Here is a 21,552-nt window from a genome sequence, read left to right as displayed (position 1 = left end):
AACCGCCGTTCCGTCACTCGCCATCCTGTACTGCCGGGCTTGCCGACGGCGACCTGATCATATGCTTGGCCCGCGCGCGCTGCTCGACCGCATAGGCGCGCTCGGCATCGCTCGGCATCACCAGCGGCACCGCCAGGCACATGCTCTGCGTCGGCAGCACGTCGCGCCACTGCTGGATCAGCCGCTTGTACGCCTTGCCCACCGGCCGGATCTTGCGGTCGAGATCGAACAGGCCGAGCGGATTGACGTTGCCATTCTTCTCACGAAGCGCGCTGTCCCAATCCACCTGATCCGTCAGCGAATACCAGGTAAAGCCGACGATCGGCACGCCGTCATTACGCACCCTCAGCACATTGGCCCATTGTTTCCACATCCAATCGACCGCTTCCGTGCCCAGCGGACCTTCGGACAGGTTGGTTTCGGTGTGCATCACCGGCAAATGATAGCGTTGATGATATTGGCGCGTGATCTCGCTATAGCCGAAAATCTCTCCCGACGCCCGCGTGGCCCCGTCCGCCGCAACGCGATGCTCGTTGGTGACATAATAGTCATTGCCCATGATGCAGTGCTGTTTCAGGCGATTGTCGAGGAAGAAATGATATTCCTCCCGCGTCATCCCGTGATCCATCAGATATTCGTACATCTCTGAATCCACGCGCCGCCCGTAATTCAGGTCCAGCGAAAGGAAACGCTGCGAATTCATGATTTCCGCGGGCTTGATGGCGGACGGAGATTCGGCGTGAAAATATTCCGAAGACTCGCTCTGGATGAAGATCGCGTCGGGCCGCACTTCCAATATCTGCCGCATCGCCATCACATTGGCGCGCACGATGTGCTTCAGCGCCGTGACGAACGCCACGTCGCTGCTCAGCTGCTCGTTCCACCAGCCATAGCGCGCTGAAAAGGTGGCGCAGATAAACATTTCATTGACCGGCGTATAAAGCTGAACCCAGGGAAAGCGCTCCGAAAAGGCGCGGGCATAGACGCCGAACAGGTCGCAAAAATCCGGGTTCTGGAAATTGCCGATCCAATCGGGCACGCCGAAATGGCACAGGTCTACGATCGGCACGATGTTGAGCCGCTTCAGCTCGGCAAATGTCTCGTCGGCAAAATCCCAGTCGTAACGGCCGGGCCCCATCCACGTCCGGTGGATCGGCGGGCCATAGCGGAGGTAGCCGATCTCCATTTCCTGAACGAGCGCGAAGTCCTCGCGCCATCGCTCATAATGGTGGCAACTCTCCATCTCGTCGACGCGCACCCGGCCATTGTCGATGGTGGGCACACTATTCTCGACGCCCGTCGCGAACATGAAATTGGCGATCGGCTCTCTCCCGGCAGCATCTGCCTGTCGAAACGCCGGGGCGGGCCTTGGTTTCCGCGGAAATCTGATTGCCATCCTCTGCACGCATGCGGGGAAGATGGCTGGATCCGTTTATTGAGGTTCCGAGAAAATCATGAAGGGCAGGTCGAGCGGCTCATATGCAAAGCCGAGCATCGAAATAGCAGCCGTGATCTGGCCCCTGTGATGCGTCCCGTGATTGAAGACGTGGAGAAGCGCGCTCGCCATAGGCAGCACGCGCGCTTGGCCTGTCGTCATCGTGTATGAAAGGTCCCCGGCGACAGCGGCTTCATCAAGCCCGTCAATATATACAGACCAGCGTGCCGTCGCCGCCTTCAGACTGGATGCCAATTCAGCTCGATCAGCCTCAACTTCCGCGTCCAGGCCCAAGCCCGTAACTGGTAACTGAGCAAATCTGGGATACCAAATTCCGCTATCGGTGAGCAGCAGATGATTGAGGGTCCCGTGGACCGATCCGAAAAACAGCCCAAATGGCTGATGATATTGTTCGTCCGCTATCTCTTCGACGGAGGCCAAAAGCCGTTCGGTCGCCCAAGCATGATAGCGCGCCATCTGCGCGATCTGCATTTTGAACGACACAGTCATGCATCTCTCCACCCCGTCATCCCGGCGCAGGCCGGGATCTCAGGCCGCTTTTTCAGGACCCTGACTAGCTTCCAAAAAGATAGCCGGACCCATCGGCGCGCCTCAATTATCGCAATATTCCCAGCGCCCCGAATTGCAGGCAGCAACCGCGCGCCGCCAGGACGCCATCTTGCGCTCATAGTCCGCGCGCGCATCGGCATAGCCCGAACCACCGCTCTGCGCGCGGCGATAGTCCCGCATGATCCGTGCATCGCGGTCCCGGACATAGGCGAGCTGCTGCTGGTTCATCCGCCGGATTATCGCACGGTCCCGCTCACGCGCCGCCGCACTGCGCATCGTCGGATCACGGGGATCATCGGCCATCGCCACAGCCGGAAGCATCGCGGCGCCCAGCATGGCCACGCATGCGAAAATCTTGACCTTCATGGATCCTTGCCCCCTTACGTTCCCTTGTCTCTGCTATTCGCGATCCGTTTCGTCCAAGGCAACGGATTTGCGACGAACGGCGGGCTGCGTCCGCAACCGGGATCGTGGGAGAGTGGCCGATGGCAGCAGGAGCGACAGGGATTTGAACAGCTTGTCAGGCGCGAAGAGAGCCTTTCCCCCGGACTTTTTCCGTCAGGACATCGAAGCGGTGGCGCGCGGGCTGATCGGTGCGACGCTGTTGGTGGGCGGCGTCGGCGGCCGCATCGTCGAAACCGAAGCCTATGACAGCGGCGACCCAGCCTCCCACAGCTTCCGGGGGCAGACGGCAGGCAATGGAGCGATGTTCGGTCCGATCGCCCACGCCTATGTCTATCGCATCTACGGCTTGCACTGGTGCCTCAATATCGTCGCCGGGCCGCCGGGCAGCGCCGTCCTCATCCGGGCGCTGGAGCCGTTGGAGGGCGTCGACCAGATGATCGCCCGGCGCGGCATTACCAATCCATTGAAACTCTGCTCAGGCCCGGGACGCCTATGCCAGGCGCTCTCCGTCGATGGCTCGCTGAACGGCGCCTCCCTGCACGCGCCACCTTTTGCGCTCCATCCACCGGCAGGTCCGGCGCCGATCGTCACCGGCCAACGCATCGGCATCAGCCGGGGCGTGGAAACGCTATGGCGCTTCGGCGCGAGCGGCTCTCCATATGTGAGCCGCCCCTTTCCGGCATAGCGCCCGTCAGTCTTCGTCGGGCTCGACACCCAACGCGTCTTCTTCGTCGCGGTCGAGCTGCGCATCGATCGCCTCGGCGATCAGGTCCAGCTGCTCATAGGATGCGCTCAGTTCCAGGCGTGGCCCATCCTCGGTTTCAAAGCTGATGAGATATTCCTCACCGGAGCGTGTGATTTCGAAACCGGAAATCTTGTCAGCCATGAAGGTCCTCCTGCGGGGGTCTGCCGAGCTTTTGGGGTGAGTGCCGTCAAGCGCTGGCGAGCGCCAAGGTTCCACGTGCCTCAGGCGGCGGCGCTGATCGTGCGACGGTTTCCAGCAGATCGGTAACGCAGGTGATGCGTTCCTCATCGCTTGTCTGCTGTTTCAGCAACCAGCGCCCATCCTTTTCGGCCAATTCCGCGTGGCCCGGATCGAACCCGGCCTTGTTGCGGGGGGTGAGGGCGATCGCCGCTGGCCCCGCATCCACCCGCGCGACATGCGCCGCCCGCGCCAATATCGCGATCCTGGCGCTGGCGACCAGCGCCTCCGCGACGGGCGGCATGGGCCCGAAACGGTCGATGATTTCCTCTTCGAACCGCTGCAATTCCGTCTCATCGCTGATACGGGCCAGTCGTACGTACAGGCCCAGGCGGATGTCGTCCTCTGGTATCCATTCCGGCGGGAAAGCGCCTGCCGCGCCGATATTCACCTCCGGCAGCCACAGGCCCGGATCTTCACCACGCGCCTGCCGGAGCGCCGCCTCGAACAGATGCTGGTACAGGTCGACGCCGATCAGCTTCATGTGCCCGGCCTGCGCATCGCTCAGCAGGTCGCCCGCGCCCCGCTGATCGAGATCGGCGGCACTGATCTCGAACCCCGCGCCCAGCTGGTCATAGGTCGAAAGGGTGCGCAGCCGTTTCATCGTACGTTCCGCGATGCCGGGACCGTCCGTCACCAGCATCACCTGCCCACGCCGGTTGCCGCGCCCAACCCGGCCGCGCAGCTGGTGCAACTGGGCAAGGCCGAAACGGTCCGCGCGCCACACGATCATGCTGTTGGCCCTCGGCACGTCCAGCCCCGCCTCTATGATGTTGGTGGCGAGCAGTATGTCGCCCGCGCCATCCGCGAAATCCACCATCGCCCGGTCGATCTCCGCCGCCGGCATCTTGCCATGGACCGTTACCAGCTTGAGCGACGGGACGATGCGCTCCAATCGCTCACAAAGGGGGCCGATATCCTCGATGCGCGGCACCACGACGAAGCTTTGCCCGCCACGCGACTTTTCGCGCAGCAGCGCCGTCCTCATCCGGTTGTCGTCGGGCTCGACCAAGCTTGTGCGGATCGGCTGGCGGCGTGCGGGCGGGGTCGCGATGATCGATATCTGCTGAAGCCCGATCATCGCGCGGTGCAGTGTGCGCGGGATCGGCGTCGCGCTCATCGCGAGCATGTGGATGTCCACGCGGCTGCGCAGCTTCGCCTTGTCCGCCGCGCCGAACCGCTGTTCCTCATCGATTATGACAAGGCCAAGGTTCGCATAGCGCACATCCTTGCCCATGACCGCGCCGGTGCCGATGACGATCTGCACCGATCCGTCGGCCAGGCCCGCCTTCACCGCCTTCTTCTCCGCCGCACTCGACAGGCGGGACAGGCCTGCGACCTTGATTCCGCTGTCGGCAAAGCGCCGCTTGAACGTCTTGATATGCTGGCTGACGAGCACAGTGGTCGGCGCGGCAAGGATGACCTGATATCCCGCCAGCGCGGCGAGCGCCGCTGCGCGCAGGGCGACCTCGGTCTTGCCATAGCCAACATCGCCGATGACCAGCCGGTCCATCGGTTTGCCCGATGCCAGGTCGTCGCGCACCGCCTGGATGGCGCGGGCCTGGTCGGCGGTTTCGTTGAACGGAAAACCATGAACGAACTGCTCATATCGTGACGGATCAGGCGCGATGACCGCCGCCTCCAACCGCGCCCTCTCATCGGCCACTTCCAGCAAAATTCGCGCGCTCTCGCTAATTGCTTCATGAATTTGCGCCCGCCGCTTCTCCCAACTCGATCCATCCAGCTTGTCCAGCCGCACCGCATCGGCATCCGCGCCATAGCGCCACATCCGCCCCGCTTCTCCGACCGGCACCAAACGCCGCGCTCCATCCGCATATTCGAGCGCGATCACCTCCGAACCGGAACCGTCCGGCGCAGGCTCCAGCCCGGCGACGCGGCCAACGCCATGATCCTCATGCACGACGACATCCCCGGCCCGCACCTCTCCGCCGTTCCGCGCGAGGACATTGGAAACCGCTTCCGGCGCCTCGCCAATCAGCGCCCGGCTTCCCAGAAGATCGGCGGCCGCGATCATGACGATGCCGTCCACAACAGCGCCCCGATCGATCGGCGCGATCAGCGCCGCGCCTCCGTGCTCCGGCAGCGCTCGCGCCTCTGCAAGGCTGGCGGCCTCGGCGAGCGAGATTTTCAGCTTCCGCTCGATCCGCGGCCGCAGGAAGCGCAAGTCCCGTTCGCTGCCGACGAGCAGGAGCCGATGCCCATCCGCCAGCAGCGGGCGGGCGAAGCGCGCCATCGCGGACAAGGGCGAAGGTTGCAAGGCGAAGCGAGGAACCTCCGTCACCGGCTCATCCAATGTGACTTCTGCCCAGGACTTGGTGGTCCGCGCCCAACTATCCTCATCAACGGCATCGTCACCTTTGGCCACTTGCGCCGCCAGCCGGACGAACCTGCGCCGCCGCTCGTCAGCCTTGGGCGACTTGACGATGGTCCCTCGGCTAAGATGAGCCAGGATGCTCACCTTCTCCGCGCATTCAGGCTCTGCCGCCCGGCCGATCTCCAGCCGTTCGCGTTCCTCGGTCGTCAGCTGTGTCACCGGATCGTAGCGGCGGATGCCGCTGATCCGCCCGTCTGCTATGTCGATGCGGGCGGGTGTTCCGGCATCGGCGGGGAAAATATCGATGACGTCGCCGCGCCCCGCGACTTCGCCCGGCTCATCCACCCGGTCGTCGATGATGTAGCCAATCGCCTCCATCTCTGAAGCGAAACGGCCGCTGTCGATGGGATCACCTTTCGCCAAGCTTGGCGGTGCGGCGTCGTAAGCCTCTGGCGCGGCGTAAAGGCGCGCGGCGGCTTCGCCACTCATGATCGCGGCCAGCGGTGCCCGGTCCGCATCCTCATTCAAGCGGCGCAAGCTCCGCAAGGCAGCAACGCGCTTCCCGATATTAGCTGGCGAGGCGGGTGCGTCGTCGCCCGGCAACGTGTCGCTGGAAGGCAGGAAGATAACGGGCCTGTCAGGCGCCAGAGCCCCAAGCGCTGCGGCAAGCGCGTCAGCCTCCTGCTCATCGTCCGCCAAGTAGAGCAGGTCTTCTTCTTGCACCAATTGCCACAATAGGAGCGCCGTTTCGCCCAAGCCGCGCGCCGCACTCATGCCGCATCGCCCTTTGGCAGTTCAGCAGGCGCGGCGGGCCAGTCTCCGTCCGCAAGAGGCGGCAGAGCCTCGAACCACGCTCTGTCTCGCTTCAGCGCGAAACCGTCGCAGGAAAAGCCGAGATCCTCGCGCGCCACGGCGCGGAGGACCTCATTCAGCCCACCAACGCCACTGGCGCTGATGACGACATAGCTGACCTTCCCGCTTTCGCAGGTGACAAGCGCTTCCACGACCTTGCCGACTGTCTCGCCATTCGGAGCGGTGACCGGCAAGCCCGCTACGCCGGTTGCGGTAAAGAGCGTAGGATAGGCGGAGCGGCGGCTCGCTTGAGTGGCCGACTTGCCACCATCCTCATAGGCGCGCTGGCGGCCGAGCCATCGCCACACGCCGACGAGGTTGACGAGCGTGAGGAAGCCGTTCGTCGCGACAAGGTTCGTCTGCCCCGACGATATACCAACGATCGACCAGGCGATCGATCCGGCGGTGAATACGACAAAGCCCCAACCCGTGACGCGCGCGCCCAGATTGGCGGCGGTCATCATCGCGGCGATCATGGTCGCAATCGGCGCGACCCAGCCAGCAACATCTTCCAGAACAAGCTCCCACGATCAGCGGCATCGAACGACGCTTCAACGCGCGCCGATCCGGTTGGTGGCGGCGGACGGCAGGGCCCGAGAAAAATCTATGCTAACCTATGTGAAGGCGCGCAGCCGATCCGAGGTCAGGACCGGCTGTGGGCTCTATCAGTCTTGCGGCAGGATCGCGGCGATCCCCGCGCGCGCGATCTGCGCGTCCTGGACCGACTTGACGCCTGACACGCCGACCGCTCCGACATAATCACCGTTGATGACGATCGGAACCGCGCCCTCCAGCATGGCAGCCATGCCGGGCGCAGACAGCATCGAAACACGCCCGCCGAGCACCAAGTCTTCGTAAACCTTCGATTCCCGTCGGCCTAGCATCGATGTCGATGCCTTCGATTCCGCTATCTTGGCCGTGCTCGCCGCCGCGCCATCCAGGCGGAGAAGCCCCAGCAGATGCGCGCCGTCATCGACCACCGCGATGGTAACGGCCCAGCCATTCGCCAGCGCCTCGGCCTCGGCTGCGGCGAGGATCGCCTTTACATCGCTTGCTTCCAGACAGTGCTTCGTCTTCATCCTGTTCATACCCGCTGTTGAAGGCGCCGGGGCGCTTGATGGAGCAGGCGCCTTATCACCCGCCGCCCATCTTGCCAGCATTATAGCGGGGCAGGCTGTTCTATGGCGGGCTGATCCGATTGCACGGGGATCGTCAGCAATTCGGGTTTGTCCGTGCCGAAGAACTGAATGGCGATCACAGCATCGCCTGCTGCCGCAAGGTCAGCCAGGGGCATGTCGACCGCGATCGTGTCAGGACCCGGCCTCTGCCATTTCACGCCGATGCTCCGTCCCCCCGGCAGCTGGACGGAGACATTCTTGACGCAGGCGGTGGTAGGTCCGCTCACCAGCAGCTTGCCGTACTTTCCGGCGATCAGTTGCTGGCCAGCCACGGCCTGCAAGCTGCCCGCCTGCGGAAACTGCAGCGCGAACTCCGGTCCTTCAAATGCGTCAAAGCCCCAATGTCCGTGCAAGCGCCCCGTCATCGGCCCGCTCATCTTTTCGGGTTCGAAGGAAGTCCCGAATATGTAGCCGCCCTTGTCCGCCCGCGCGACGACGGGTGCTTCGACGCTGCGGCCATCCTTGCCGGTAAGCCTCAGGGTCATGTCATGAGCATAGTCGGTGGCGAAGATAAGCGGCGCTCCATCGACTCCCAGCACCACGCCGGGCCGAGATCCGCATATCGGCGCATCACTGCTGCGGCGTAGCGGCGGGGGGACATTCTTTTCGATCGCCGGTAGTGCCGCAACCAGCACGGACTTCGGTTTGCGGAAGGAGGGAGCGCTGTTCAGCAGCAGCGACAGGGACTTGCCGTTCGCGATCCCGAGCGCTGGCAGGTAGTTGAACTCAGGATTGTTGAACGCGCCGAAGATGCGGGCAAGGTCGCGCACGACGCCGATATAGGGGCTGTAGAAACCATAGCCCCCTTCCCGCGTGGCGCTCAGCTGCAGGGCAAGATCGGTGGGAGCGCCGATGATGGTCTCCGTCAACGAGTTGCTGTGAATGTCGCCCAGCACAAGGCTGTCGCGGTTTTCGACCAGGCAAGCCGCCTGAAACTCGACGATCTTCGCGAGGCAATCCGGATTGAGCTTCACGGCAAGGCTGGAGGACAGGACCGGCGCCACATTCCTCAGATATTCGGGGTGGCTGTTTTCCTGTGACCGGATACCCAGGATGAAGGCGTTGAGCCGGGTGCGGTCCAGTGACGCCTTGTTGATGTCCTGAGTGACGCGAACAAATTCACCAGGGCGGCCGCGGATGGCATCGCTGATGGTGCTGAGGTCGCCGCCCGTGTCGGGAACCATGAACAGCACCAGCTGGCGAGCATGATCGGGTACGGTCAGCTTCAGGTTCCGTTTCCGCTCATTCTGCTCCCATGTTTCCGCGCTTGAAATCCATTTCTTCGGCGGCGGATTGATGGCGCCGCGCAGGAAAGCCGATATCAACCGGTAGCGGACTGATTGATCCTCAGGCAGGTTCGCGTCGATCCTGACGATGTCTCCGGTTGCAAGTGCGGGCACCTGGCCGATTGGCAAAGTCCGTCCCGCCCGCGTGACCGTGACGGACAGTTCCGGTCCGGGCAGGTCGAACGGCGCCGGGTCCGCCGCCGCGGCGACAACGGGAACCATGGCTGTAGTCAGCGCAAGAATGCAGATGCGCGTCGAACGAATCCAGCGATAGGTCATGTCTTCTTCCCTGCGCGGGAGAGCCGAACCGTCAAGAGAAACCGAGGAAATTTTTGCTCACGAAGCTCTGGAGGGAGGCAGAATGTGCGTCGCGCGCGTTGGAGTGCCTGCGACGCTGAGCCACTACCTTGGGTTACAGAAGTTGCCGATTGCCGCAGCTGCGACAATGTTGATATGATGGATGACGCATTTGGTTGATGAGAATATGTCTTCGGACGCTGCTGTAGTATTTCAGCATTTCTTCGAATTGTCCGTGGACATGCTCGCTACCGCTTCGTCCGACGACGGGACATGGCGCAGCGTCAATCCGGCTTTTGAGCGTATCTTGGGGTGGAGCAAATCCGATCTGATCGGTCACCTTATTGCACCGTTGGTACATCCTGACGATTTGGAACGAACACAGGCAGCAAGCGCTGACCTCGATCGCGGGGCTTCGTTGTTCGAATTTGAGCATCGGCTTCGGTGCAAGGATGGCAGCTACCGTTGGATTTCATGGCACGCCGCGGTTCGGGAAGCGGACGGTCTCGCCTATTGCATCGGCCGCGATGTCACCGCGCGCCGCGCAGCCGAGGAGCGGCAGGCATTTTTGCTGAACCTTAGCGAAGGGCTGCGCGATCTGGCAGAGCCGGTTGAGGTTCAGAAATTCGCACAGCGGTTGCTTGGCGAATATCTGGGCGCGACGCGCGTGGGCTATGCCGGGGATGTCGGCGATGGCGTGCCCGCCCAAATCTCGATCATCGAGGAAACGGCCCAGCGGACGCTTATTGCCGTGGAGCGTGCCCGGGCGGAGACTGCCTTGAGGAGAAGCGAGCTAAAATATCGTGATCTCTTCAATTCGATGGATGAGGGCTATTGCATCATCCAGATCCTGTACGAAGCGGGCCGCCCGGTCGATTGGCGCTTTCTGGAAGTAAATCCGGCGTTCGAAAAGCATAACGGGCTTGGCAATGCCGTGGGCCGGACCATGCGGGAACTGCAACCGGCGATCGAACCCAAATGGGTCGATATCTACGCGCATGTCGCGGAGACGGGCGAAAGCCTCCGGTTCGAGGAAGACTCGCAGGCACTTAATGGGCGGACGTTCAATCTCTTCGCCTTTCAGGTGGGCAACCCCGACGACAAGACCGTCGCCGTGCTATTCCAGGACATCACTGAACAGCGCCGGAGCGAGAAGGAGCTGCGCGAAAGCGAGGACCGCCTGCGTGTGCTGGTCGCTGAACTCCAGCATCGGGTTCGCAACATGCTGACGGTCGTCCGCTCGATGTTCGCAAGCACTGCGGAGACGAGCGAGAATATCGATCATCTGGTCGATCATTTCGTCGGACGGCTGGACGCACTGGCGCGTACGCAGGTGATCGTCACAAGCAGTGTCGATCAGACGGTGGACCTGGAAAATCTCATCAGGGACGAACTGCTGAGCGTAGGCGTCCATGATGGTCCGGCGGTCGAGATCGAGGGGCCGGACGTGGCCCTGAGTTCCAAGATCGGCGAGACATTGGGATTGGCATTCCACGAACTCACGACCAACGCGCTGAAATATGGAGCGCTGAAGGCTCCGAACGGGCGCCTGAATATCTCCTGGCACGTCGAAATGGATGATGGGGGGGCATCCAAGCTTCACCTGTGCTGGGCTGAAAGAGGCGTGCCCGCCATCTCCGTCAATCCTTCGCGTCAGGGATTTGGCCGCGAGTTGATCGAGGACGCGCTTGCCTATCGCCTGGACGCTGAAACCAGGCTGGAGTTCCGCTCCGGCGGCGTGCGCTGGTCCATTTCTCTTCCTTTGGCAGGGTAGGGAGTATAGGGCGCCGCACTGTTACAGGAGACCATCGTGCTACCAGCCCGGACGTTCAGCGTGTCGATAAAACAGGAATGGCGCGCTCTCTATGAGAAGATCTGGCGACCGGAGTTTTTCCCCGAGTGGGCCTCTGGCCTGGCGGAATCGGCGCTGCGCCAGGATGGGGACAGTTGGTTGGCCGACGGCGCGGAGGGGCCTGTGCGCATCCGCTTCACCCCTCACAACGACCTTGGGGTCATGGACCATTATGTGGATTTGGGTGGCGGGGAAGAGGTTCATGTCCCCTTGCGTGTGGTCCAGAATGGCGAAGGCGCGGAAGTCATGCTGACGCTGTTTCGCCAGCCCGGCATGGATGACGAGCGATTTGCCGCCGACATCAAATGGGTCAACCGTGATCTCAAAAGCTTGAAGAGGCTGGTGGAGGCCTGATCAGGGCGGGCGCATCAGGCCTCGCGCCATTCGCCCTGCGCAATGCCATCCAACGTCCAATCGCCGATCTGCCATCGCACGAGGCGCAGTGTTGGATGCCCGACCGCGGCCGTCATCCGACGAACTTGTCGATTCCGGCCCTCCCGGATCGTGATGCGGAGCCAGCAATCGGGCACGCTCTTGCGGTAGCGGACTGGCGGATCGCGTGGCCATAGGTCTGGCGTATCGATCCGCTCGACCTCAGCGGGCAGGGTGAGCCCGTCCTTCAGCTTTACGCCCCGCCTTAATGGCTCAAGTGCCGCATCGGAAGGGTCGCCTTCGACCTGCACCAGATAGGTCTTGGGCATCTTGAAGCGCGGGTTGGCGATCCGCGCCTGCAATCGCCCGTCATCGGTCAGCAGCAACAAGCCTTCGCTGTCAAGGTCGAGCCGCCCCGCAGGATAGACGCCCGGCCTGTCGATGAAGCTTGCAAGCGTCGGACGCGGCGGACCCGTGCTGTCATCCGTGAACTGGCAGAGCACGCCATAGGGCTTATTGAAGAGGATCAGCGTCACGGGATCAATCCTCCTCATCGAAGGCGAGGCTGCCCTGATCGATCAGTGCCTTGATAAGGGCGACCGCTCCGGCCGCTTGAGCAAGCTTTGGATCTGGCGCGACGGTGGAGACGGAGCATAGCCTTTCCGCGAGAGGCGCAGTGTCTTCGCCGCAATCGAAGCAATGACCATCGACGAACAGCATGAGGGAGGGGCCTTGCCGGATGAAGGCGTAACGGCTTGCCGGATTGCGGCTGAGCGCGGCGCCTTGGGCCAGCAGTGCCTGCACTTCATCGGGAGCGATTGGTTCTTGAGGCCGCCAGTCGGCGTCGGCATATTTGGGCAGGCTGTTGTGAAGCCCGAACCAGCGGGCGAAGGCGTCGCGATCGCTCAGCGCTTCCATCACCATCGCATGCATCCGGTCGAGGGCCGCGTTGCTTATCTCCCCGGGGTTGGACTGGAGGATGAGGTCGGGATCGGCATAACGATCTTCCTCCATCATGCCATCGGCCTGATGAGCGCTCCAGCCTTCGACGAGGTCGGCGCGGGAAGAGGCGCGAAAGCCGATAGAATAGGTCATGCAGTCATCGCCGAGAGCGACGCCGTCATGCGCGAAGCCGGGAGGCACGTAGAGCATGTCGCCGGGTTCCAAAATCCAGTCTTCCTCGGCGTTGAAATCCGCGATGAGGCGTAAGTCGTCATGGGGAAGCAAAGGCGTCGAAGCATCGCAGCGCGGGCCGACACGCCAGCGCCGCCGGCCGAGGCCCTGGATCAGGAAGACGTCATATTGATCATAATGAGGGCCGACGCCGCCGCCGTCTGTGGCGTAGCTCACCATGACATCGTCGATGCGCCAGCCGGGTATGAAGCGGAAGGGTTCGATCAGTGCCGCGACATCGGGGACATGATGGTCCACGGCCTGCACCAGCAATGTCCAGGGGCTGGTTCCGAGTTCGCCAAATCTGGCTTCCGGCAAGGGGCCGCTTTCCACCGTCAATTTACCGGCTGGTCCGGTGATCAGGCGCGATTCTATGCCTTCTTCGCAGGCGAGGCCGGCGAGTTCGTCCGGGTCGAGCGGGTTGTGCCAATTGTCCCACGGATTGCGGATGAGGAGGGGGCGTTTTTGCCAGAAGTCGTGAAGGAAATCGTCAACTGAAAAGTTTTTGAGATGCATGGGGTGCACATGGGGGGATTGGGAGCGGGTGTCAAAAGCCACTTTGGCGATCCGTGCTATTGAAAATCGGTCGCAATGTCATTAGCAGCGCCCGCAACGAGCGATCCCTGGGGGAACAGACATGACAAATCACACAATCCTGAAGCTGAGCGTGGCGCTGTCCGCGCTGGCTCTGACATATCCGGCCATGGCAGAGGACGCGGCGCCCGCCGCCGGTGAGGCGAGTGCGAGCGAACAGGGCATCATCGTCACGGCCCGCGCGGGGACGAAGACCGAGACGCCGCCGCTGGAAGTGCCGCAGCCTGTCACTGTGATCAGCGAGCGCACCTATTTGTCGCAAGGCGCGATCAGCATCAGCGATACGGTTAAATATGCCGCGGGCGTTACCGCCAACGCCTATGGCCGCGACACGCGCGTCGACAATTTCGTCATCCGCGGGATCGACGCGCTGCAGTTCCGCGACGGCATGCGCGACATTTTCAGCTATTATGCCAGCATCACGTCCGACCCCTATAATTTCTCGCAAGTCGAGATCGTGCGCGGCCCGGCGTCGGTGCTGTTCGGACAAGGATCGATCGGCGGCCTCGTCAATCTGGTTTCCAAGACGCCGACCTTCCAGACCGGCGGCGAAGCGTCGATCGTCTATGGCAGCTATGACCGCAAGGAAGCGATGGGCGACGTCAATGTCGCGCTGTCCGACACCTTGGCGATCCGCGCGGTAGGCCGGGTGCGCGACGCGGACACCTATGTCGATCATGTGCGGGACGACCGGGTGATGTTCGCGCCGTCCATCCGCTGGCAGCCGACGCCGGACACCGATCTGGTGCTGCAGGGGCTGTACCAGAAGGACAAGAGCGGATCGACGTCGCAGTTCCTGCCTGTCGTCGGCACTTTCCGTCCCAATCCGGCCAATGGCGAAAGGTTGGACCCGTTCCTGTTCGTTGGGAAGCCGGGGTGGGACCGCTATGATGGCCGCACGCTGCAGGCCGGGGGATCGCTTACGCAGCGTTTCGGCGACAATGTGCAGCTGAACTTGAAGGCGCGGTACATCGACAGCAATGTCGAATATTTCACCCATTATGCCGACAGCTATACCAACCCGACTGACCCGTTTTTGCCCTACGCGCCTTACGGCACTTATGGCCGCACCATCGGCCTGATAGCCGATGCCAGCGATGCGCGTATGAACGTGTTTTCGACGGACAATAATCTTCAGTTCAAGTTCAATACCGGCGCCAATATCGAGCATAAGCTGCTCGTCGGCGTTGATTATAGCTGGAACAAGGTCGGCAAGAGAGCAGCGGTCACGCCGGGCTTCTATGACGCAGACGGAAATTTCACGCTGGATAATGTCGAAAAGATCGACATTTACGACATCGATTATGACGCGCTGCAGACCTATGATCCGAGCGGTCCATTTGCCTACGCTTCACAAAAGCAGCTTGGCATTTATGTGCAGGACCAGATCCGCTTCTGGGATCGCGTCTCGGTGGTTCTGGGCGCGCGGCGCGACCGGGTGACGACTTCGGGAACGGCGGTCAAGGACAAGGCGACCACCTTCCGTGCGGGCATCATCGGCGAATTGGGTGCGGGCTTCTCGCCCTTCTTCAGCTATACCGAAAGCTTCCTGCCGATCGCGATGACGGTCGATGGCGGCAGCCCGGCCCGGCCGCAGCGCGGGACGCAATATGAGGTTGGCTTCAAGTGGCAGCCGGAACGCAACACGCTGATCACGGTGACGGGTTTCCATATCAAGGAAATCAACCGCATCATCTATGGCTCGGCTGGCTCCATCACGCAGTCCGGGGAGATCACCAGCAAGGGCATCGAGATCGAAGCAAGCCATCAGCTGCCCGGCAATTTCGAACTGCTGGCCAATTACGGCTATAACAAGCTGGTGTCGCACGATACGGCGACCTTCGATTATCTGCCGCGTCATACGGCGTCCTTGTGGACGACGAAGACGTTCGGCCTGGAAGATGGCGCGCAGCTGCGGCTGGGCGCGGGCGTCAACTATACCGGCAAGCGGACCTCCATCGGCTCGGCCTGGACGCTGGTGACGCCGAGCTACACCTTGGTCGATGCTCTGGCGGAAATCAGCTGGAAAGATTGGCGCTTTGCGGTCAATGCCACCAACCTGCTGAACAAGCAGTATTTCGCGTCCTGCCTGGCGCGCGGTGATTGTTTCGTGGGCGCGCCGCGCAATGTGATGGGGACGGTCGGTTATCGGTTCTGATCTCGCCTGTTCCCCTCCCGCTTGCGGGAGGGGTTAGGGGTGGGGCGAGCGGTAGCGAGCTTTTGACCTTTGAGCGTTGTGAGCGATTGCTGGCGCAATCGTGCCCACCCCCAGCCCCTCCCGCTTGCGGGAGGGGAGCAGTGAGGTACGCCCGTCCCGCTTGCAGGAGGGGCTACTGTGCTAATCTGGCCTTGACTCATTATGGAACTCACCGATACCCATTTCGCGAAATATGGGAAAGGATGAGGAATAATGGCGCGTTTGGAAGGCAAGGTCGCGATCGTCACGGGCGCGGGGCGTCAGGGTAATATCGGCGCGGCGGTGTGCGACGCATTTCTGCGGGAAGGTGCGCGGGCGGTGATCGCCACCGATCTGCGGACCGAAGATGCGGTCAGCAGCGAGATGGACGGCAAGCATGGCGCTGGCCGGTTCAAGCTCGTCGCGCAGGACGTGACGCAGGAGGCCGACTGGGCCAAGCTGGTGTCGTCGATCATGGCCGAATATGGCGCGATCGACGTGCTGGTGAACAATGCGGGCATTTCCATCCACGGCGGTATCGAGCACACGTCGCTGGAAGACCTGCACAAGGTCATGGCGGTCAACCATGATAGCGGTTTCCTGGGCATCAAGCATTGCGCCCCTGCACTGGCGGAAGCGGTGAAGCGCTTTCCCGGCGGCGGATCGGTGGTCAACACCGTGTCGATGGCGTCCCACATGCCCAATGCCAATAATCTGAGCTATCATGTGTCCAAGGCGGCGCAGCGCATGCTGACCATGTGCGCCGCGATCGAATTCGGCCCCAAGCGCATCCGCGTCAATTCGGTGCATCCGGGGCAGACGACGACGCCGCTGCTGAGGGAAGGCTATGAGGGCTATGCACAGATGGGCCTTTATGAATCCGCCGAGGCGGGTATTCAGGAACTTGTGAAAATGTGTCCGCTCGGCATCGAAGCCTTCCCGGAAGATGCAGCGCATGCCTTTGTCTATCTGGCATCGGATGAGTCACGCTTCGTAACTGGCGCATCGATCTATCATGACGGTGGGCTCGGCCGTCAATATTAAGCGGGATTGATGAGGGGCGGCCGAGGCTGCCCCTTGTCATGTTTCAAGATTTTTGTGCTGTTTGCTGTTGTCATGGGCGGGCGTTGGCCTGGTCGAGGCGTGACCGTCTTACACTGAGGGACTCGCGTCAGGCGTTTTGCGTCACCCTCAGGATTGACTTCTCCTTGTGATGCTTGGGCAGCATCGGAGGAAGCGGGGACCCCGGATCGAGTCCGGGGTGACGAACATTCAGACATTGCGATGTTGTATGCGACAGCCAGCAGCCGTGCGTTTGGGAAGGCTCAGCCCGAACGCGAAAGAGCGTTGTCCGCGACGGGCATCAGTCCCCGTGCGATCAGTTCCGCGACGCGAAGGGCCTTTGCGTCGGCCTGTTCGTCGGTCAGGGGCTCGGCCGTGCCTGCCGAGACAGCATCGACCATGTCCTGCGACAATAGCCAAAGGAACATCGATGCGACCTCCTCGCAATCAATGGCACGGATCAGGCCGCGTTCCTGAAGCCGTTCCAGATAGGCGCGGAGCGGCGCCTGCTGGCGCGCGGTTCGTGCCTCACCCATGGCATCGCGAAACTCGGGGAAGCGCAGGCCTTCGCGCATGCTGATCGCGGTCACGGCATGCGCAGCTTTGGTCCGGGTGCTGCGCATGATCATGCGGGCCCATTCATAGAGACCCTCCACCGGATCGTCCCGGTCGAGCAGGCGCAGGTCGGCAGCCATGTGCCTGTCCGCAATCCGGTCCAGAACGGCGCGCAGCAGTCCGGGCTTCCCGCCATATTTGGCATAGATGGTCTTTTTGGAAACGCTGGCGCGCTGGGCGATCAGTGTCAGCGTGGCGCGTTCATAGCCAAGTTCGATCAGCGCTTGTTCGGCCGCCTGGAGCAGTGTTTCGGCGCGTTCTTGAAGCTCTGCCGCGCGCGGACGGCCAGCGCCGCTTCGCTTTTTCCCCTGGTGCATGGTGATGGCTTGGCTTGATCGCGAGCGGAGCGCAAGGCCCGGCTGTACGAGAAAAGCGTCCCGCCTTGCCCCAGAAGGCGGGACGGGACGCTCCGACGGTCGCAGGCCGCCCCCGGGAAGCCGTGCGCGGGCCGCGTCCGGAAAGGGAAACCTGCTAAGCCATTGATAGTTCCAGAGAAGATCAGTCATTCGCAGGGACGGGCAGGACCGGCGATGTTGATGAGATTCTTTCATCGGCCAGGGCCATGGCGATTTGCGCGTTTCGTTGTTCCGGTCATTGCGGCCGATATTGGAACCACATCGCGCGGTTTTTGTGCGATAAGAGGCCATGGCCGGACTCACTGTCGATCGCCCCGCAGGCGCTGCGGAGGATTGGACGATCCCACAGGATTGGGACAGCTATTCGCCGCAGGATCATGCCGTCTGGGATGCGCTGTTCGCGCGGCAGGCCGCCCTGCTGCCGGAAAGGGCGGTGAAGGAGTTCATCGACGGGCTGGACATATTGCGCATTGCGAAGCCGGGCATTCCGAACTTCGAGGACCTGTCCGAACGGTTGATGAAGAGAACTGGCTGGCAAGTGGTCGCGGTGCCGGGATTGGTGCCGGACGACGTGTTTTTCGAGCATCTGGCGAACCGGCGCTTCGTCGCGGGGCGCTTCATCCGCAGGCCCGACCAGCTGGATTATCTGCAGGAACCAGATGTTTTCCATGATGTGTTCGGTCATGTGCCGCTGCTCGCTCATCCGGTCTTCGCCGATTATATGCAGGCCTATGGCGAGGGTGGGCTGCGTGCGGATGGATTGGGCGCGATCGAAAAGCTGGCGCGGCTCTATTGGTATACGGTCGAGTTCGGGCTGATCCGGCAGGACGCGGAATTGAAGATCTACGGCGCGGGGATCGTCTCTTCCTATGGCGAGTCCCTGTTCGCGCTGGATGATCCGTCGCCTAATCGCATCGGGTTCGGCCTCAAGCGGCTGATGCGGACCAAATATCGGATCGACGATTACCAGCAGTCCTATTTCGTGATCGACAGTTTCGATGATCTTCTGCGTCAGACGGTGGAGATGGATTTCGCGCCGCTTTACGAAGAGTTGAAGCAGGAAAGCACCATAGAGGCGGACGAGATCATCGATGAGGATCATGTCTTCAACCGGGGAACACAGGATTATGCCAGATCCAAAGCCTGACGAAGCAGCCGTGAGCATGCGCGTAACGCTTCACGGATATTGGCGATCGTCGGCGGCCTATCGTGTTCGCATCGCGCTCAACCTGAAGGGCGTCGGCTATGATCAGGTCAGCCATGACCTGCGCGCGGGGGAGCAGCGGGATGCCGATTATCTTGCGATCGCGCCGCATGGCCTGGTGCCCGCTCTGGAGGTGGGCAGCAGGACGCTCATCGAAAGTCCGGCGATATTGGAATGGATCGAGAGCAAATGGGCCGATCCGCCTTTGTTGCCAAGGGATGCGGATGAGGTCGCGGTGGTGCGGTCGATGGCGGCGCTGGTCGGATGCGACATCCACCCGCTCAACAATCTGCGTGTCCTCAACCGGTTGCAGAGCCAGTTCGGGGCGTCCAAGGATCAGGTGAAGCTATGGGTGCGGCATTGGATCGCGGAGGGTTTCGCGCCGCTTGAGCAGCTGGTCGCGCGGCATGGGGCGGGGTTCGCCTTTGGGCGCGCGCCGACATTGGCCGACTGCTATCTTGTGCCGCAGCTTTATAATGCGCAGCGGTTCGGGGTCGACCTGTCGCCCTATCCAAGGTTGGTGGCGGCGGGTGAGGCTGCGCTGGCGCTGCCCGCTGTGCAGGCGGCCCATCCGGATCGGCAGCCGGACGCGGATTAGGCCGTCTGTTCGGACTTGTTGAAGACGGCGAGTTGATCGGCGAAGGCGCGCTGGTAGGCCGGGCGCTGTTCGGCGCGGGCGATATAGGGCGGGAGATTGGGGTAGAGTTCGAGAAGCCCTGACCCGGTGAGCCTGCGCAGGACTGTGACCATCAGCAGATCTCCGGCACTGAAGTCGCCCTCCAGCCAATCGCGGTCGCCGAGCCAGTGGGAAAGCTCCGACAGGCGCTGCTTCACGCGGCTGTCGAGGAGGGGCATGCGTGCTTCATACCAGCTTTCGTTGCGCTCAAGATATTTGGGCATTTCCCACTCAAGGATCGGCGGTTCGACCGTGTTGAGGGCGGCGAACATCCAGGCGGTGGCGCGGGCGCGGCCATGGAGGTCCGCAGGCCAGAGGCCGCCATGCCGGTCACCGATGTGCAGGATGATCGCGCCGGATTCAAAGAGGGCGAGGCCATCTTCCTCATAGGCCGGGATCTGGCCGAAGGGCTGGGAGGCGAGATAGCCGGGCTGCTTCATTTGCGCAAAGGAGAGGAGCCTGACCTGGTAGGGCAGGCCAGCCTCTTCCAGCGCCCATCGCACCCGCATGTCTCGCGCCATGCCCCGGCCGCGATCAGGGGATCGTTCGAAGGCGGTGATGGTGATGGTCATCCTTCAACTCCGGCTGGCTGATCGGTGCATGGAAATTAGCTGTTCGAACCCTCAAAGTCGAACGGAGCGATCGATACGCAACCGATCCGGACGGATGAGGGTTGTCATGGTCGCATGGCACGGCGCCATCATGGGGTGCATATGAGCTGGATGGCGCTGCAGGCGGGGTTCTGGGGACTGGTTGGCGGTTCCGCGCTGCTTCTGGGAGCGATGGTCGGATATCTGGTTGCCCTGCCGCAGCGGCTGATCGCGGCGATCATGGCGGTGGGCGCCGGGGTGCTGATCTCTGCGGTCGCGTTCGACCTGATGGACGAAGCCTATTCGAAGGGCGGGTTCGATTCCGCCGCCTTGGGCTTTCTGGCTGGGGCGGCCGCTTATACCTTGGCCAACATTCTGGTCACGCGGAATGGGGCGAAGCATCGGAAGCGGTCAGGCTCCAACCCGGATCAGAGCCAGCAATCGGCCGACGCGGGATCGGGCATGGCCATCGCGATCGGCGCGCTGCTGGACGGAATACCGGAGTCCATCGTCATCGGCGTCAGCTTGCTGGAAGGAGCAGGCGTGAGCATGGCAGCGGTTGCGGCCGTGTTCCTGTCCAATGTGCCCGAGGGACTGTCGAGCGCCGCGGGCATGAAGAAGGCCGGGCGCAAGCCTGCCTATATCTTCCTGGTGTGGGGCGGGATCGCGCTGGCGTCGGGGCTTGCGGCGCTGATCGGGAATGTGGTGCTGGCCGACGCGGGCAATGAGGTGATCGCGGCGACGATGGCGGTCGCCGCTGGCGCGATCCTGGCGATGCTGGTCGATACCATGATACCGGAAGCGACCGAAGAGACGCATGAATTTTCAGGGCTGATCGCGGTCGCGGGATTCCTGTTGGCGTTCGTGCTTTCGAAGATGGGTGGATGAGATATGGGAAGGATCAAATCCGAGTTGCTTTTCCGTCACCCCGGATCAAGTCCGGGGTGACGATTATTTGAACATGATCATGACCGGGTGGGCGGGCGCCCGTCTTGCAGCGGAGCGCTGTCAGAGTCCGCTATCGTAGCGCGACATTTCCTCGCGATAGCGCGTGGTCATGCGATCCTGATCGGCGGGGGGTAGCTCGTCCTTCAGATGAAGGAAGCGGTCATTTTCCTCTTCATAGACATGATGAGCGACCGCGCCCTTGATATGCTCAAGCTTTTCCTGCCAGTCGTGACTGAGCGGATCGAGTTCCTCCAGCAGCGCCAGTTGGACCTTGGCGGCCTGCTGTTCCTCATAGGCCATGGCCATATGGCTTTTATGATCTTTGGACAGCTGCGGGTAGATGACGGCTTCTTCAGCGCTGGAATGGCTCGTCAGCAGGGCGGCGAGCTTTCTTTGCGCACTCGTCCGGCTCTGCGCATCGGCGGCGGCTTCTGCTTCGGAGAAGGCGGCCTCTATCTGCTGATGATGTTGCAGTATCTGGTCGAGCCAGTCGCCGGGCGCTGCCGCGGCACGCGCTTTCTGCCGCGCTTCGGCACGATCTTCCTCGGATTCCGGCGGCGTGACTGCCGCGACGATCCTGTCGAGAACGGACAT

General features: G+C 62.2%; 21 protein-coding genes. 8 read left to right on the top strand and 13 right to left on the bottom strand.

Going from position 1 to position 21,552, the window contains the following annotated elements; translation table 11 throughout:
* Positions 1 to 13 precede the first annotated feature (13 nt).
* The 3 genes from MU848_RS13115 to MU848_RS13105 all read right to left on the bottom strand — a co-directional run bounded on the left by MU848_RS13115 (position 14) and on the right by MU848_RS13105 (position 2,371).
* Complete coding sequence (locus MU848_RS13115) at positions 14 to 1,309, bottom strand: family 1 glycosylhydrolase (protein ID WP_247232955.1); 1,296 nt, start codon at positions 1,307 to 1,309, stop codon at positions 14 to 16.
* 123 nt (positions 1,310 to 1,432) lie between these two features.
* The gene (locus tag MU848_RS13110; RefSeq protein WP_247232953.1) at positions 1,433 to 1,927 is read right to left on the bottom strand and encodes a DinB family protein; all 495 of its coding nucleotides are present in this window, start codon (positions 1,925 to 1,927) and stop codon (positions 1,433 to 1,435) included.
* Between the two features lie 120 nt (positions 1,928 to 2,047).
* Positions 2,048 to 2,371: a hypothetical protein gene (locus MU848_RS13105; RefSeq protein WP_247232950.1), complete on the bottom strand. Its 324-nt coding sequence runs from the start codon at positions 2,369 to 2,371 to the stop codon at positions 2,048 to 2,050.
* 142 nt (positions 2,372 to 2,513) lie between these two features.
* Between MU848_RS13105 and MU848_RS13100 the strand changes: the two genes are divergently transcribed.
* Positions 2,514 to 3,095, top strand: a complete 582-nt coding sequence (locus tag MU848_RS13100; protein WP_247232948.1) for a DNA-3-methyladenine glycosylase — start codon at positions 2,514 to 2,516, stop codon at positions 3,093 to 3,095.
* A 6-nt stretch (positions 3,096 to 3,101) separates the two neighbouring features.
* Here MU848_RS13100 and MU848_RS13095 read toward each other — a convergent pair whose 3' ends face one another.
* The 5 genes from MU848_RS13095 to MU848_RS13075 form a co-directional block, all read right to left on the bottom strand.
* On the bottom strand, positions 3,102 to 3,296 hold the full coding sequence (locus MU848_RS13095) for a hypothetical protein (protein WP_097093189.1): 195 nt from the start codon (positions 3,294 to 3,296) through the stop codon (positions 3,102 to 3,104).
* 46 nt (positions 3,297 to 3,342) lie between these two features.
* Positions 3,343 to 6,501: a DEAD/DEAH box helicase gene (locus MU848_RS13090; RefSeq protein WP_247232940.1), complete on the bottom strand. Its 3,159-nt coding sequence runs from the start codon at positions 6,499 to 6,501 to the stop codon at positions 3,343 to 3,345.
* The gene (locus MU848_RS13085; protein WP_201516168.1) at positions 6,498 to 7,055 is read right to left on the bottom strand and encodes a PRC-barrel domain-containing protein; all 558 of its coding nucleotides are present in this window, start codon (positions 7,053 to 7,055) and stop codon (positions 6,498 to 6,500) included. The genes MU848_RS13090 and MU848_RS13085 overlap by 4 nt, the downstream gene beginning before the upstream one ends.
* 189 nt (positions 7,056 to 7,244) lie before the next feature.
* Positions 7,245 to 7,658, bottom strand: coding sequence for a GlcG/HbpS family heme-binding protein (locus MU848_RS13080; RefSeq protein ID WP_247232932.1), 414 nt, complete (start codon positions 7,656 to 7,658; stop codon positions 7,245 to 7,247).
* 80 nt (positions 7,659 to 7,738) lie between these two features.
* Positions 7,739 to 9,322, bottom strand: coding sequence for a hypothetical protein (locus tag MU848_RS13075; protein WP_247232930.1), 1,584 nt, complete (start codon positions 9,320 to 9,322; stop codon positions 7,739 to 7,741).
* 181 nt (positions 9,323 to 9,503) lie between these two features.
* On the opposite strand from MU848_RS13075, the gene MU848_RS13070 reads away from it, so the two are divergent.
* Both MU848_RS13070 and MU848_RS13065 read left to right on the top strand, forming a co-directional pair.
* Complete coding sequence (locus tag MU848_RS13070) at positions 9,504 to 11,114, top strand: PAS domain S-box protein (RefSeq protein ID WP_247232929.1); 1,611 nt, start codon at positions 9,504 to 9,506, stop codon at positions 11,112 to 11,114.
* A gap of 36 nt (positions 11,115 to 11,150) precedes the next feature.
* Positions 11,151 to 11,546 (top strand): polyketide cyclase, encoded by a 396-nt coding sequence (locus MU848_RS13065; RefSeq protein WP_247232926.1) that lies wholly within the window; start codon positions 11,151 to 11,153, stop codon positions 11,544 to 11,546.
* 14 nt (positions 11,547 to 11,560) lie between these two features.
* On the opposite strand, the gene MU848_RS13060 is transcribed toward MU848_RS13065, so the two are convergent.
* Positions 11,561 to 12,100 carry a pseudouridine synthase gene (locus MU848_RS13060; protein ID WP_176502290.1) on the bottom strand — a complete coding sequence of 180 codons (540 nt, stop codon included), beginning with the start codon at positions 12,098 to 12,100 and terminating at the stop codon, positions 11,561 to 11,563.
* Between the two features lie 4 nt (positions 12,101 to 12,104).
* Complete coding sequence (locus MU848_RS13055) at positions 12,105 to 13,253, bottom strand: cupin domain-containing protein (protein ID WP_247232924.1); 1,149 nt, start codon at positions 13,251 to 13,253, stop codon at positions 12,105 to 12,107.
* A 121-nt stretch (positions 13,254 to 13,374) separates the two neighbouring features.
* On the opposite strand from MU848_RS13055, the gene MU848_RS13050 reads away from it, so the two are divergent.
* Together MU848_RS13050 and MU848_RS13045 are read left to right on the top strand one after the other, a co-directional pair.
* Positions 13,375 to 15,489 carry a TonB-dependent siderophore receptor gene (locus MU848_RS13050; protein ID WP_380800825.1) on the top strand — a complete coding sequence of 705 codons (2,115 nt, stop codon included), beginning with the start codon at positions 13,375 to 13,377 and terminating at the stop codon, positions 15,487 to 15,489.
* Between the two features lie 252 nt (positions 15,490 to 15,741).
* The gene (locus MU848_RS13045; protein WP_201516490.1) at positions 15,742 to 16,551 is read left to right on the top strand and encodes an SDR family NAD(P)-dependent oxidoreductase; all 810 of its coding nucleotides are present in this window, start codon (positions 15,742 to 15,744) and stop codon (positions 16,549 to 16,551) included.
* A gap of 281 nt (positions 16,552 to 16,832) precedes the next feature.
* On the opposite strand, the gene MU848_RS13040 is transcribed toward MU848_RS13045, so the two are convergent.
* Positions 16,833 to 17,501, bottom strand: coding sequence for a TetR/AcrR family transcriptional regulator (locus MU848_RS13040; RefSeq protein WP_247232922.1), 669 nt, complete (start codon positions 17,499 to 17,501; stop codon positions 16,833 to 16,835).
* Between the two features lie 328 nt (positions 17,502 to 17,829).
* On the opposite strand from MU848_RS13040, the gene phhA reads away from it, so the two are divergent.
* Together phhA and maiA are read left to right on the top strand one after the other, a co-directional pair.
* Positions 17,830 to 18,687: a phenylalanine 4-monooxygenase gene (gene phhA / locus MU848_RS13035; RefSeq protein WP_247232915.1), complete on the top strand. Its 858-nt coding sequence runs from the start codon at positions 17,830 to 17,832 to the stop codon at positions 18,685 to 18,687.
* Between the two features lie 16 nt (positions 18,688 to 18,703).
* The gene (maiA, locus tag MU848_RS13030; RefSeq protein ID WP_247232913.1) at positions 18,704 to 19,342 is read left to right on the top strand and encodes a maleylacetoacetate isomerase; all 639 of its coding nucleotides are present in this window, start codon (positions 18,704 to 18,706) and stop codon (positions 19,340 to 19,342) included.
* Here the strand turns inward: maiA and MU848_RS13025 are convergent.
* Entirely contained in the window at positions 19,339 to 19,992 is a 654-nt protein-coding gene (locus MU848_RS13025) for a glutathione S-transferase family protein (RefSeq protein WP_247232912.1), read from the bottom strand. The genes maiA and MU848_RS13025 overlap by 4 nt on opposite strands.
* A gap of 114 nt (positions 19,993 to 20,106) precedes the next feature.
* Between MU848_RS13025 and MU848_RS13020 the strand changes: the two genes are divergently transcribed.
* Complete coding sequence (locus MU848_RS13020) at positions 20,107 to 20,898, top strand: ZIP family metal transporter (protein ID WP_247232910.1); 792 nt, start codon at positions 20,107 to 20,109, stop codon at positions 20,896 to 20,898.
* A gap of 120 nt (positions 20,899 to 21,018) precedes the next feature.
* On the opposite strand, the gene MU848_RS13015 is transcribed toward MU848_RS13020, so the two are convergent.
* A complete protein-coding gene (locus MU848_RS13015) occupies positions 21,019 to 21,552 on the bottom strand; it encodes a hemerythrin domain-containing protein (RefSeq protein WP_201516484.1) in 534 nt (177 codons plus the stop codon).

It is taken from the genome of Sphingobium agri, assembly GCF_023051225.1.
Taxonomy (GTDB): Bacteria; Pseudomonadota; Alphaproteobacteria; order Sphingomonadales; family Sphingomonadaceae; genus Sphingobium; species Sphingobium agri.
This window is presented reverse-complemented; position numbering and strand designations above follow the sequence as displayed.